Origin of the sequence: Corynebacterium sp. MC3, from assembly GCF_900099485.1 — a bacterium.
Lineage (GTDB): Bacteria > Actinomycetota > Actinomycetes > Mycobacteriales > Mycobacteriaceae > Corynebacterium > Corynebacterium pseudogenitalium.
The window spans coordinates 1-13,224 of sequence record NZ_LT622802.1 but is presented as its reverse complement, the minus strand read 5'-3'; the positions used below and the strand labels follow the sequence as shown (position 1 = coordinate 13,224).

Sequence of the window (13,224 nt, the reverse complement as noted above, 5' to 3'; positions counted from 1 at the left end):
TACAACGCCGCGGTCACCTGGATGGGCGGCCGAAAGAATTCGATACCGGCATTGATCATCAGTGGAACCCCAGCTTAGGCGTGAGAAAAGGGTGGGCTGGACGCAGCTAAACACACACAAAATGTCCCTTAAGCCAAAAACCCGAGGTGATCGCCTCGGGTTGTGGTTGCTCCTCCAACTGGGCTCGAACCAGTGACCCTTCGATTAACAGTCGAATGCTCTGCCAACTGAGCTATGGAGGAATACGTGCTTAAAAGCAACGAGCAATACTTTAACCCGGATGTTGGATTTTGAAAAATCGCCTGTTCAGGGCATGTTTCGTGGACATGAACGGTGGGCGGTTGTAGGGTGGTCGCTATGAAACACTCACTGCTTGCACTCACTGTAGCTTCGGCTGTGTCCGTGACGGCCGTCCAGGCGCCTGTCGCGTGGTCGGAGGAGAACTCGGCGGGGGAAAATACGCAAGGGGCGCAGCAGACGACAACGAAGGACGGCAGCTCCGGCAGCTCCGACGGCGAGGAACTGAGCCCGGCTGCAATTGCGGGGATCACGCTTGGTGTCCTGGCCGCTGTTGGTGCGGGAGCTGCGTTCGCCGTGTCGCAGGGGCTGATCCCGAACGTGGACCCGAAGGTGGTTGCTGGGCTGACGGGGTTGTCGTCGACGGTGCCGGGGTTGGTGGCGTTGGGCTTCGGAGGGGCGTCGATAAATAGGTGCTCTCCGCAGGCCTTTGATGCGGCGATGCCGGGCTGGCCAGGCGTGACCGGGACGACTGTGCTGTACTGTGAGGGTCAGTGGGCCGTGGCGGGGCAGAAGCAGTCGGATTGGATTGTGCCGTTTGAGCGCAAGGGGGATCGCTGGGTGGCGCTGCTGCCGGATGGGACGTCGAAGCGCGGGCTGAACTCCGCGTGCTACAACGGTGACGCGCTGCGAGGCCGCGGTGCGCCACAGCAGTTTGTTGACAAGATCCGGGTCTGTGCCCCCGATGAGATCGGGCGGTAACGTGCCGCTGTAGTCTTGCAGCGTGGAAAAAAGAGGATTTCGAGTAGGCGCGCTGGTGCTTACTGCGCTGGTGATTGCGCTGGTCACCGCGTTTGCGGTGTTGAAGTTTGTGGTCCCGAACGGCCTGCAGGTCGGTCGGGAGGAGATCAGTGAGGCGTCGATAGGGGCGTCGTTTAGGCAGATGGGGGAGCTCTCGGTTGAGGAGTATGCGTACTCGAACGTGGGCAACTATGACAACAAGGGCCTCGAGCTGGCGGGGGTGAAGGTGCCGCTGACTGGGCGTAACTTCCTGCTGAGCTACAGCGGGATCGTTAAGGCGGGTATCGCGGATGTTGAGGCGATCGGCGTCACAATTGACGACGCCGCGCAGACCATCACGGTGCACGTCCCAGAGGTGAGCGTGACCTCCTCGGAGATCGACGATACGAGCGTGCAGGTGTATAAGCAGTCGATGAACCCGCTCAACCAGGTCAAGGTGCAGGACGTCACAGGTTTCCTCGCCGAGGAGAAGAAGCGCGCCGCGGACCGCGCGGTCAAGGAGGGGTTGCTGGATCGCGCGCACACGCGAGTGGAGGAGCTCATGACCTCGCACGCGGAGGCGCTCAAGCAGGGCACCGCGATGCAGGACTACGAAGTGCACGTCGAGTGGGTGCGCAAGTAGCTATCATGTGGGCATGATTTTAGAAGAGCACCTTGCATCCTGGCCGGTGAAGCACTGCGCGGCGGCGCTCGTCGGTACGCATGGGGAAACCTACGGGGACCAGCACCGGGTGTTTGAGCTGGCGAGCGTGACCAAACTGCTCGCCGCGTACGGGGTGCTGCTGGCGGTGGAGGAAGGCGCCTTCGAGCTGGACACCCCGTGCGGGCCGGATGGCTCCACGGTGCGTCACCTGCTGTCGCACGCCAGCGGCGTCGGGTTTGATAGCAGGCGCCCGCAGAAGCCAGTCGGGGAGCGGCGGATTTACTCGTCCGCTGGCTACGAGATTCTTGCGGACTTCGTGGAGGAAACCACCGGCATCGCGTTTCCGGAGTACCTGCGCGAAGGAGTCTTTGCGCCGCTCGGGATGGAGACGGCAGTGTTGGAAGGCTCCGCGGGCCACGGGGCGCGCGCGGGCGTCGCGGACCTAAGCAAGTTCGCCGCGGAACTGCTGCAGCCCACGCTGCTGCACCCGGACACCGTCGCGGGGGCGTTCCGCAACCAGTTCGGGGATTTGCGTGGGGTAGTGCCCGGCTACGGGATGCAAAAGCCATGCCCGTGGGGCCTCGGATTTGAGATTAAGGGGGAGAAGTCCCCCCATTGGACGGGGGACACCATGCCGGCCGACACGGTGGGGCATTTCGGTATGGCGGGGACCTATCTGTGGGTTGCGCAGGGCCAAGCCATGGTCGCGCTCACTGACGAGCAGTTCGGCGAGTGGGCGAAGCCCTTGTGGCAGGAAACGAACACTGCCATCTGGAACGCCCTGCTTTAGACTCGGGGGCATGCACGATACACACACGCCACCCCCGGAAGCAGGCCACCGCCTGCCGCCTGGCCAGGTTTGGCCCCTCATGCTTGCCCTGTTAACCGCCGTCTTCGCGTTCCAGCTGAACGCGTCCATGCTGGCGCCCGCGCTGGCGACGATGGAGCGCGAACTCGACGCCACCACTTCCCAGATCGGGTTGACGCAGACCGCGTTCTTTACCGCTGCGGCCCTGTTTTCCCTGTTTATGCCGCGGTGGGGAGATTTAATTGGGCGTCGAAAAGTGCTGGTGGGCATGATGGTGGTCACCGCGATTGGCTCGGTGGTTGCGGCGCTGGCGGCGAATGTCACCATGCTGTTCATCGGGCGCGTCATTCAGGGCGTGTCGGGGCCGACGGTCGCGCTGACGTCCGTGATGCTGCGCCAGGAGGTGCGCGAAGAGAAACAGTTCGCGCTGCTGATTGGCATCTTGACCTCGATTAACGGTGGTATCGCGGGTATCGATGCCATCATGGGCGGCTGGCTCACAGCCGCCTTCGGCTTCCGTTCCCTGTTCTGGGTCATCGGCGCCTTCGCGGTCGTGGCGGTGTTCGCCGTGCACTTTGGTGTGCGTGAGACGAAGTCCGACGCCGGCTACGCCATGGACTGGAAGGGTGTGGTCCCGCTGGTCGTGGCTGTCGGCGCGATCCTGACCGCGCTGAACGAGGCCGGTGCGTTGGCAGCCGCGAACTGGTTCATGGTCATTGTCCTACTCGCGGTCGGCGCGGTGGCGCTGGTGGTGTTCTGGCGCATCGAGTCCTCCACGGAGCACCCGCTCGTCGCCCCGCACCTGCTCAAGGAGCGGCGCACGTGGGCACTCTTGACGACGACCACCCTGACCATGACCGGCATTTTCGCCGTGATGAACGGCCTGGTCCCGAACCTTGCCCAGGACGAAACGTTCGGGCCGGGGATGTCGGCGGGCGTGGTGTCCTGGTGGACGCTGACCCCGTACGCGCTGGCCGGCCTGGTGTTTGGCCCGATCGCCGGGTTCTGTGCCGGGCGGGTGGGCTACAAGCTCATGCTGCAGATCGGTATCGCCGGTGCGTTCCTGTCGGTGGTCTTCGGCACGTTCGTGGTGTCCAACCCGACGAAGGGCCTGCTGTTGGCGCTGTCGGTTGCCGCTGGTGTGACCTACGCGGGTATCGCGAACATCATGCTCGGGTCGCTGCACGTGGTGCTGGCGCCGAAGACGAACCAGGGCTACCTGCCTGGCCTGAACGCGGGCGCGTTCAACCTGGGCGCCGGTATCTCCTTCACCGTGATCTTCGCGGTGGTGGCCACGTTCGCCGACCAGAACGGCGGCTACCGCGCCGGCATGATCGCGGGCGCAGTCCTGCTCATCGGCGCGTTCTGCACGTCGTTCCTCATCCCGCGCCCCGAATCGCTTCCGGACACGATCGCCGCAGAAGACGCGGCACGAAAGAAGGTGCAGTAAATGACAACCAAGATCATCCTCGACTGCGACCCAGGCCACGACGACGCCGTGGCCATCCTGCTCGCAGCCGGAAACCCAAACATTGAACTCCTAGGCGTGACCACCGTCGGTGGCAACCACACGCTGGAGAAGGTCACGCGTAACGCGGCGCAGGTGCTGACCGTCGCAAAGCTCACGGACGTTCCGCTGTACGCGGGTGCGACCCGGCCGATCCTGCGCGAGGTGGAAACCGCCGAGGGCATCCATGGCGACACCGGCATGGAAATCCACGGCTTCGAGCTTCCCGAGCCGGCGCTGTCGGTGCAGGAGAAGCACGGTGTGCAGTTCATCATCGACACGATCATGAGCGAGCCCGCCGGGACCGTCACCCTGGTACCAACCGGCCCGTTGACTAACATCGCGCTTGCAGCCCGGCTCGAGCCGCGCATCGTCGAGCGCGTCAAAGAAGTCGTGCTGATGGGCGGAGCCTACGGCGCTGGGAACTGGACTGCGAGCGCAGAGTTCAACATCATCGTCGACCCGGAAGCCGCCCATATCGTCTTCAACGAGCAGTGGCCCGTCGTCATGGTCGGCCTGGACCTGACGCATCAGGCGCTGGCAACCAAAGAGGTCGAGGAGCAGTTCGCTGCGCTGGGCACGAATGTTGGCGACTTCGTCGTGGGGCTCTTCGGTGCGTTCCGGAAGAATTACCAGGACGCCCAGGGGTTCGACGACCCGCCAGTCCACGACCCGTGCTGCGTCGCCTACCTCATCGACCCAACTGTGGTGGAGACGGTCAAGGTACCGGTGGACGTCGAGACGCAGGGCCTGCTCACCACCGGCCGCACCGTGGCGGACTTCCGTAGCCCCGCGCCCGCCGACTGCCACACCTCCGTGGCCACGAAGCTCGACGCCGAGCGGTTCTGGGCCATGGTGCTCGACGCCGTCAGAGCGCTGGGGTAGCAGCCAGGTAGCTCCTGACCCTCAAGTAGAGCTTCAGTAAACAGGGGGATCAACCAGTTGTTGAGGGTTGCCCGGTGTGTCTCGTGTCATGCAAAGTGATGCGAGAGGCCGTTGGGGAAGACGAACCTCGTCTCGCACGAAGATGCGCCCGCCTAGTCAGCGGGTGCGGAACCGACTAGTCACCGGGCGCGTGCGCCGCACTGTCACACACAGAAGGGTCCCCACAATGACAACAACTCTCGTTGCCCCGCGTACGTGGCGCTCTGTCTGCGCCGCGCCGACGACCTCCGTCATGAGCATCCAGGACATGCCCGCCGCAGCGCGCATGCACGTCGAAGAACTCCTGCTCATGCTCCCGGACGCGCCCGTCAACCCCGAAGCACTCTGGGACGACGCCTGGTTCACCCGCTGGCGCCGGGACAGCACTGGCACCTACCAGTGCCGCGAAACCTTCCTCGCGACCCCGGACGTCACGCGCAGCTTCGCAGACGCGCTCGCGGCGCTAGCCGCCGAGTACGGCTTCAGCGCCAGCGTCGAAGCGGCAGGATAGGGCTAGCTATACGCGCCGTCGCCGAAAGGATCGGTGATGACGTCCACAAGCTGGGCAACGGAATCGATCACCTTCGTTGGCCGGTACGGGTAGCGGGCGATCTCGGCGTCATCCGAAATTCCCGTGCGCACCAGCAGTGTGCGCATGCCGGCCTCCAGGCCGGACTTCACGTCCGTGTCCATCCGGTCACCAATCATGACCGTGTGCTCCGAGTGCGCGCCGATATTGTTCAGCGCCGAGCGCATCATCACCGGGTTCGGCTTGCCCACGTAGTACGGCTCCATCCCAGTCACCGACGTAATCATGGCGGCCACCGCGCCCGTCGCCGGGAGAATGCCGTTCGGGCCGGGGCCCGTCAGATCCGGGTTCGTGCCGATGAACCGCGCACCCTTCAAAATCAGGTTGCAGGCCGTCGTGATCGCCTCAAACGAATAGGTGCGCGTCTCACCCAGCACCACAAAGTCTGGGTCTTGGTCTGTCAGGATCCACCCGGCCTCGTGCAGTGCCGTGGTCATCCCGGCCTCACCAATCACATATGCCGAGCCCTCGCCGACCTGCTGCGACAGGAAGGTTGCCGTGGCAGTCGCGGACGTCCAGATCCGCTCCGGCTCAATCTGCAAGCCCATCCGGACCAGCTTCGCCGAAAGGTCCCGCGGGGTTTGCATCGAGTTGTTCGTCAGCACCATAAACGGAATCGATTCCTCGTGCAGGCGCTGAATGAAGGCGTCCGCGCCGGGAATCATCTGCCCTTCCTTGTGCAGCACGCCGTCCATGTCGGTGAGATAGGAAATAGTCACGTTACGCTCCTTTGTAGTCCTCGTGCCCTTCAATGTAGGCGCTGAGCTCACCCAGCGTCGAGTGCTGCCGGTAGGTTTCCTCATCAATCGGCACGCCAAGCTCTTGCTCGATGCGCACCGCAAGCTCAATACGATCTAACGACGCCACCCCGGCCCCATCCAGCGTGGTCTCCCGGTCGAGCGCTTCAGTGTCCTCGCCGGTCACGCGCTCAATAAGGCGCGTGAGCTGAGCGAACGCGGAGGCATCCTCGGTGCTCGCGGTGGGGTCGGAGGGGGCGTCGTCAAGCTTGAGAGCGCTTAAATCTAAGCGTTGTGAGAGTTCCATACCCACATAATAAGGTGGAAGCATGCTGCAAACAGTTGCCTACCTCCGATCGCTGACGCCGAAAGCGCGCCGACAGCTCGTGGAAACCCGCGAACTGTTGCACACCGGCGACGGCGAATACGGGCTCAAGCCGGACCGCGAAGGCGTGCTCACCGTCGACGCCGGGGGAGAGCGCGTCAACATCCACTGGTACGAACTCGGCCCCGAGGACCCCGACGCCGTCACCGTCGTCTACGTCCACGGCTTCAACATCGCCGCCGAAGAGTTCTTCCTGCAAACCGAAGCGGTCGCAGGCCACGGGGTGCGCCAACTGCTGCTTGACCTGCGCGGGCACGGGCAGACCGGCAAAGTCGACCCCGAACTCTTAACTATCGACGCCGCCGCCGACGACGTCGCCGCCGTCATGCGTGAGCGCAACGTGCGCGGACCCGCCATCGTGGTTGGCCACTCGCTCGGCGGACCGATTTCGCTTTCGATGATGCGGCGCTACCACCACGAATTCAACCTCGCGGGCTCGGTGCAGATCTCCAGCGCGGTCGAACCCTTTACCGTCCAAGGCCTGCCACAGATCCTGGCAGGGCCGATCGGCCGCTTCATCGAAGGCGTCGTCGCCGTGACCCCGCACTTCGCGGAAGGCGTGCGGCAAGTCGTCACCGACATGCTCACCCCGATCCTCGCGCTCGGGTTCTACTTCCGGCCGATGAGCTACCAGCTGGTGCAATTCCACGCCGCCATGATCCGCGAAACCCCGCTGGAAACCTACGCAGGCTACTTCGAGGATCTGCTGCACCACTCGGAACTCGACGCCGGCGAGGTGCTTGGCACCATCCCCGGCTACATCCTCGTCGGCGACCACGACGCCGTCACCCCGGTGTCCCAGAGCGCGAAACTCCACGAGATCTGGCCGCGCGCCTACATGCAGGTGCTGCCTGAAAGCGGCCACATGCCGCCTCTCGACGCCCCCGGTGCCGTCAGCACCGCCATCAACCGACTCATCCAACGCATTACCGAAGACGTGAAGTAACCCATGAATTACAAATTGCTCGCCGTCACCACCGCCGCAACCTGCGCCATCGCGTGCGCCCCGCACGCAACCGCTGCGCCTACTGACGCCGAGAAATACCAGCCCAGCTTCCAAACCGAGGCGCGCTACCTGCCGCTGGTCGAAGGCCAGCTCTACACCGAAATGACACGCTTCGCGCCAACCGGGGCTCCAGCCGGGACGACCTTCCGCGTCATGGGGCAAGAAGAAGAGGAAGGCGAGCCAGTCGTCGCCAGCATCGACGATACGGACCACAGAACGCTAATGGCCCGGCTCCGGTTCCTCAACTGCGACCAGGTCGAAGCCGGGCAGCTGTACGGCAAACACTGCCGCACCGTCCAGCGTGGTGAAAACACACGCGACGCCTACATCGAGGTGACCTACCCGGACGGCTCCTCGGAAGACATCCGCACCAAGGTTTCGCTCATTGCCGACCAGCGCCTCATCTACGAGCCCGTCTACAAACCAGTCGAGGTCACCCACGGCGCATCGTTCACTGCGACCCCGTTCAACTTGCGTGAGCGAGTCGAACTCCCAACCGACGCGAAGTTCGAGCTCATCGACCCACCAGCCGGGTGGGACCTCTCCATCGACCCCGTCACCGGCACCGTCAGCGGCACCGCCACCGACGCCGCACGCACCCCCTCGACCGTCGAAGTCCGCGCCACCTTCGAAGACGGCACGACCCGCACCGCATTCCTCCGGATCAGCCACGACGGCCCCAACCCGCCAGAGCCGACGCAACCGCAAACACCCCCAGCGGACTCGAACGGCTCCTCGGGTTCGAGGGCGCTCGTTATCACGCTAGGGGTGCTCTCTACGCTCGCGGTGGTCGGGGCGCTGTTCGCAGCGTTGGCGCCGAACATTCCGGCGCTCGCCCCGTACCTCCCGCGCTAGCCCTTAGGCTTCGGTTGGGTCGTCGATCTTCAGGTCCTTCGCGGCCTGCGCGGCAACATCCATCTCGATCTTGCCCTCGTTCGCCAGGCCCATCAGCGCCGCAACCACCATCGACTCGGCGTCAATATTGAAGTAGCGGCGTGCCGACTCACGCGTATCCGAGAAACCGAACCCATCCGCACCAAGCACCAAGTACTGGCCTGGCACGTACGGGCGGATCTGCTCCTGCAGGTCCGTGGCGAAGTCGGACGTCGCAACGTACGGGCCCTCCGTCTGCTTCAGCTGACGGGTCACGAACGCCTCGCCGACGTCCTCACCCGGGTGCAGCAGCTGCTCGTTGGCCACACGCGCACCGTCGCGCGCACACTCCACCCAGGAGGTCACCGAGTACACCGAGGCGCCCACGTTGTAGTCCTCCTGCAGGATCTTCTGCGCGCGAAGCGCCTGCTGCATACCGATACCGGACGCCAGCAGTGACACGTTGTGCTCGTGCTTCTCGCCCTCGTCGAACAGGTAGATGCCCTTGTGCAGGCCCTCAACGTCGAGGTTCTCTGGGCGCGCCGGCTGGTGCGTCGGCTCGTTGTAGACGGTGATGTAGTACATCACGTCTTCGCCGTGGCCGTCGCCGTACATGCGCTCGATGCCCTTGGAAATCAGGTACGGCATCTCGTACGCAAAGGCAGGATCGTAGGTGACCACCGCCGGATTTGTCGACGCCAAAATCGGCGAATGACCATCCATATGCTGCAAGCCCTCACCAAACAGGGTGGTGCGTCCCGCAGTCGCGCCGATGATGAAACCGCGCGCCATCTGGTCGCCAGCGGCCCAGAAGTTGTCGCCCGTGCGCTGGAAACCGAACATCGAGTAGAAGATGTACATCGGGATCATCGGCTCGCCGTGCGTCGCATAGGACGTACCGGCCGCGATGAAGGACGCCGAGGAACCGTCCTCGTTGATGCCCTCGTGCAGGAGCTGGCCGTCCGTCGCCTCGCGGTAGGACAGCTGCAGGTCATGGTCCACTGGGACGTAGTTCTGGCCCTGCGGGTTGTAAATCTTCAGGGTAGGGAACCAGGAGTCCAGGCCGAACGTGCGCGCCTCATCCGGAATGATCGGCACCACTCGCTTCCCGATCTCCTTATCACGCATCAACGCCTTAAACGTACGCACCAGCGCCATCGTCGTGGCAACTTCCTGCTTACCCGAGTCCTTGAACATGGCCTTGTAAGCCTTCTCGAAGTCCTGCTGCTGCTCCAGCGGCGTGAACTTCACACGACGCTCCGGCAGGTACCCGCCGAGCTCCTCGCGGCGCTCCTTCAAATACTTGATCTCCGGAGCGTCCTCGCCCGGGTGGTAGTACGGCGGCAGGTACGGATCCTTCTCCAGCTCCTCGTCGCTGATCGGCACGCCCTGCTTGTCGCGGAAGCGCTTCAGGTCCTCCAGCGTGAGGTTCTTCATCTGGTGCGTCGCGTTACGACCCTCAAAGTTGTGGCCCAGGCCGTAGCCCTTAATCGTGTGCGCCAAAATGACCGTCGGCTTGCCCTTGGTCTCCAGCGCACGCTTGTACGCCGCATAGATCTTGCGGTAGTCGTGGCCGCCGCGGCGCAGCGCCCAGATCTCCTCATCCGACATGTCCTCGACCAGCTTCAGCGTCCGCTCGTCGCGGCCGAAGAAGTGCTCGCGCACAAACGCGCCATCATTGGCCTTAAACGTCTGGTAATCACCATCCGGAGTGGTATTCATGACGTGGACCAGCGCACCGTCCTTGTCCTTCTCCAGCAGCTCATCCCACTCGCGGCCCCACACAACCTTGATCACATTCCAGCCAGCGCCAATGAAGAAGGCCTCCAGCTCCTGGATGATCTGGCCGTTGCCGCGGACGGGGCCGTCGAGACGCTGCAAGTTGCAGTTGACCACGAAGGTCAAGTTATCCAGGCCGTACAGCGACGCCATGTGCAGTAGACCGCGCGACTCCGGCTCGTCCATCTCGCCGTCGCCGAGGAACGCCCACACGTGCTGCTGATCCGTGTCCTTAATACCGCGATCCTGCAAGTACTTGTTAAAGCGAGCCTGGTAAATGGCGTTCATTGGGCCCAAGCCCATCGACACCGTCGGGAACTCCCAGAAGTCCTTCATACCGTGTGGGTGCGGGTACGACGGCAGACCACCCTGCGGACGCGAATGCTCCTGACGGAAACCATCCAGATCATCCTCAGTCAGACGACCCTCCAGGAACGCACGCGCGTACATGCCCGGGGAAGCGTGACCCTGGTAGAAAATCTGGTCGCCGCCCTGCTCAGCGTCCTTGCCGTGGAAGAAGTGATTAAAACCAACCTCATACAACGCCGCCGCCGACGCATACGAGGAAATATGGCCGCCAACCTTCACACCCGGACGCTGCGCGCGGTGCACCATGATCGCCGCGTTCCAACGCATCCAACGGCGGTAGCGCTTCTCAATCTGCTCATCACCAGGGAACTCCGGCTCCATCTTCGTCGGAATCGTATTCACGAAATCCGTCGACGACAACGCAGGCAAATCCACCCGCTTCGCCGACGCCCGCTCCAACAGGCGCAGCATCAAAAATCGAGCACGCTCCGGCGTGGACTGGTCCAGAATCCCATCAAACGAGTCAATCCATTCTTGGGTCTCTTCCGGGTCCGTATCATGCAGATACGAAGCGACACCCTCGCGGATCAACGGGATGTTGGAGTCATTATTGTGTTCAGCCAAGGAACGTCCTCCTAACGTTTCGGGCCTGCAACCAGCGAGGCACAGGCGGGAATGAAAACCTGCAAAACAGGATACGTGGTTTCAGCCAATTGCGTTGAACGTCACAAAACTCGAGGGCCCCCGGAGGCCGTCGCATATTTGTCCGGTAATGTGTAACCCGCAGATGTAAACTAAACGGCATATTTGCATACAACACTCATCTCATTGGGAGGAATAAGAACGTTGGGCGCCAACGGTGTCGATACATACGCTGACCGACTAGGGGTCAATCAAGGCGAAATCGTCCAAGAAATCGGTTGGGACGACGACGCCGACGCAACCATCTCCGAAGCGATCGAAGACCGCATCGGCGACCAACTCCTCGACGAAGACGCACAAGACCTCTGCGACATGATCCTGCTCTGGTACCGCGAAGACGACGGCGACCTTGTCGACGTCCTCGTCGACTGCTCCCGCAACCTCGACGACAACGCCCGCATCTGGCTCATGACCCCAGGCGCCTCCAAGCCCGGCGGCGTACAACCCGGCGTCATCTCCGAATCCGCCCAACTCGCCGGCCTGGTCCAAACCACCGCCGACCGCTTCGGCGAATGGCAAGGCTCCTGCCTCCGCTCCGCCGGTGTACCAAAATAGGCGTTTACCTGCCTGTTTGTTGTTAATTTTGCGATCGGTAGAAGCTTTGTTAAAGTCTCTACCCAGCGCGCCGTTAGCTCAGCTGGAAGAGCAACTGGTTTACACCCAGTAGGTCGGCGGTTCGAGCCCGTCATGGCGCACCAGGTCAAAGGCCCTTTCCGAGGAATCGGGGAGGGTATTTTTCGTTTTCTGGGCTATGCTTTGGCTTTCTGTTGGGGTTAAGGGTCAAAATGTGTGTCTGGCTCGGCGTGTCGCGGGGGTTAGATTTGGCCTTTTTGAATGCCGATTGAGTGGGTGTAGTCGGTGTCGATAGCGTTGTCGTAGAGGGCTGGGCGTCCTGTTTCGTGGTCGGCTTGGTTCTCGGTTTGGGTCAGGGTGGATACTTTGGCGAGTTGGCCCTGGCCCCAGTCGGACTGCCTGGCGATTCGTACTGGATCGTCAGGCAGTTCCGTTTTTAAGTAGAGCCACCAATCCAGCATGCGGCGTTGTCGTTCGCCTGATCTGCCGCGGTGGGTTCTGGCGAGCAGTTTGAGCTGGGCGTTGATGCCGCCTTCTAAGCTGTTGGTGGTGGATTTGATCCGCTCGGGCGCAAGGACTCCTGCTGGCGGGTTGAGGTAGACAAACAGCATCTCGGACCGCCAAAGATGGTTGAGGCTGTTGTAGGCCTTGCGCACGTTGTGGTGGGTCCACACGCGGGTCCATGCACCTGTTTTGGGGTCTTTGATCATGGTTTTCTCGTTCATCCATTCCCGGTAGATCGTTGAAAACTCGTGTAGTTGCACACCCCACGCGGCGGCTTCATCCAGTGTGGTGATCCGGGTCAGTTTCAGCGCAAGTCGGTAGATGGTGCGCCCGGCATCGGTGCGTGGGTTGGTGGTGGTGTAGCGGCGGACCACGCGTTGGGCGTGGACGAGGCAGCGTTGAATTTTCGTAGTCGGCCAGCACTTTTTGATTGCGCTGTATGCGCCTTGGCCGCCGTCGATGACGGCGATGAGTGGGGCTTCGATGCGTTCAAGCAGCAGTTGGTAGTCGCGGGTGGTTTCGTGTTTGCACCAGTGCCAGGCGATCACGTGGTCGATGGTCGCCGCGACGATCAGGCAGCCACCGGCGGTGTAGGTGCCATCGAGAAATACCTGGTCGTAGATCCGCTTGTGGTGGCCGGCGGTGGGGTCAGGCACATCAACGAGCCAGCACCACTTGAAGCGCCGCTTCATGGTGGCGCGGCTAACACCGTTTCGTTTGGCTAGGTCGTCGAGTGATATTGCGGTGGTGCAATGCTCGATGAACTGGGTGAACACTGCCGCGTTGGTGATGTCGTTTCGACGTTTGACGCTGGAGGCGCCGCATTGTTTGCAGCGCCATCTGGTGG

General features: G+C 62.6%; 13 protein-coding genes and 2 tRNA genes. 10 read left to right on the top strand and 5 right to left on the bottom strand.

The window, feature by feature from the left end; genetic code table 11:
- Positions 1–169: 169 nt before the first annotated feature.
- Positions 170–242 (bottom strand) — tRNA-Asn (locus BQ4436_RS00125).
- Positions 243–357: 115 nt separating this feature from the next.
- On the opposite strand from BQ4436_RS00125, the gene BQ4436_RS00120 reads away from it, so the two are divergent.
- The 6 genes from BQ4436_RS00120 (at position 358) to BQ4436_RS00095 (ending at position 5,431) form a co-directional block, all read left to right on the top strand.
- Positions 358–999: a hypothetical protein gene (locus BQ4436_RS00120; protein ID WP_070975104.1), complete on the top strand. Its 642-nt coding sequence runs from the start codon at positions 358–360 to the stop codon at positions 997–999.
- Between the two features lie 22 nt (positions 1,000–1,021).
- Positions 1,022–1,660: a DUF4230 domain-containing protein gene (locus BQ4436_RS00115; RefSeq protein ID WP_070975103.1), complete on the top strand. Its 639-nt coding sequence runs from the start codon at positions 1,022–1,024 to the stop codon at positions 1,658–1,660.
- 13 nt (positions 1,661–1,673) lie between these two features.
- Entirely contained in the window at positions 1,674–2,471 is a 798-nt protein-coding gene (locus tag BQ4436_RS00110; RefSeq protein WP_070975106.1) for a serine hydrolase domain-containing protein, read from the top strand.
- A gap of 10 nt (positions 2,472–2,481) precedes the next feature.
- The gene (locus BQ4436_RS00105; protein WP_070975102.1) at positions 2,482–3,939 is read left to right on the top strand and encodes a uridine transporter UriT; all 1,458 of its coding nucleotides are present in this window, start codon (positions 2,482–2,484) and stop codon (positions 3,937–3,939) included.
- Entirely contained in the window at positions 3,940–4,881 is a 942-nt protein-coding gene (locus tag BQ4436_RS00100) for a uridine-preferring nucleoside hydrolase UriH (RefSeq protein ID WP_070975101.1), read from the top strand. It abuts the gene before it with no gap.
- Between the two features lie 226 nt (positions 4,882–5,107).
- The gene (locus tag BQ4436_RS00095) at positions 5,108–5,431 is read left to right on the top strand and encodes a hypothetical protein (RefSeq protein WP_070975100.1); all 324 of its coding nucleotides are present in this window, start codon (positions 5,108–5,110) and stop codon (positions 5,429–5,431) included.
- Between the two features lie 2 nt (positions 5,432–5,433).
- Here the strand turns inward: BQ4436_RS00095 and BQ4436_RS00090 are convergent, their stop codons facing one another.
- Complete coding sequence (locus BQ4436_RS00090) at positions 5,434–6,228, bottom strand: HAD-IIA family hydrolase (RefSeq protein WP_246814907.1); 795 nt, start codon at positions 6,226–6,228, stop codon at positions 5,434–5,436.
- A 1-nt stretch (position 6,229) separates the two neighbouring features.
- Positions 6,230–6,553 carry an acyl carrier protein gene (locus BQ4436_RS00085; protein ID WP_070975099.1) on the bottom strand — a complete coding sequence of 108 codons (324 nt, stop codon included), beginning with the start codon at positions 6,551–6,553 and terminating at the stop codon, positions 6,230–6,232.
- Between the two features lie 22 nt (positions 6,554–6,575).
- On the opposite strand from BQ4436_RS00085, the gene BQ4436_RS00080 reads away from it, so the two are divergent.
- Both BQ4436_RS00080 and BQ4436_RS00075 read left to right on the top strand, forming a co-directional pair.
- The gene (locus BQ4436_RS00080) at positions 6,576–7,577 is read left to right on the top strand and encodes an alpha/beta fold hydrolase (RefSeq protein ID WP_083329349.1); all 1,002 of its coding nucleotides are present in this window, start codon (positions 6,576–6,578) and stop codon (positions 7,575–7,577) included.
- A 3-nt stretch (positions 7,578–7,580) separates the two neighbouring features.
- Complete coding sequence (locus tag BQ4436_RS00075; protein WP_070975098.1) at positions 7,581–8,492, top strand: Rib/alpha-like domain-containing protein; 912 nt, start codon at positions 7,581–7,583, stop codon at positions 8,490–8,492.
- 3 nt (positions 8,493–8,495) lie between these two features.
- On the opposite strand, the gene aceE is transcribed toward BQ4436_RS00075, so the two are convergent.
- Entirely contained in the window at positions 8,496–11,222 is a 2,727-nt protein-coding gene (gene aceE, locus BQ4436_RS00070) for a pyruvate dehydrogenase (acetyl-transferring), homodimeric type (protein WP_070975097.1), read from the bottom strand.
- A gap of 204 nt (positions 11,223–11,426) precedes the next feature.
- Between aceE and BQ4436_RS00065 the strand changes: the two genes are divergently transcribed.
- Both BQ4436_RS00065 and BQ4436_RS00060 read left to right on the top strand, forming a co-directional pair.
- Complete coding sequence (locus BQ4436_RS00065) at positions 11,427–11,855, top strand: DUF3052 domain-containing protein (protein ID WP_070362150.1); 429 nt, start codon at positions 11,427–11,429, stop codon at positions 11,853–11,855.
- Positions 11,856–11,922: 67 nt separating this feature from the next.
- Positions 11,923–11,998, top strand: a tRNA-Val gene (locus BQ4436_RS00060).
- Between the two features lie 117 nt (positions 11,999–12,115).
- Here BQ4436_RS00060 and BQ4436_RS00055 read toward each other — a convergent pair.
- Positions 12,116–13,224: IS256-like element IS1249 family transposase (locus BQ4436_RS00055; protein WP_083329351.1), on the bottom strand; the 1,109-nt coding region annotated here is incomplete at its 5' end.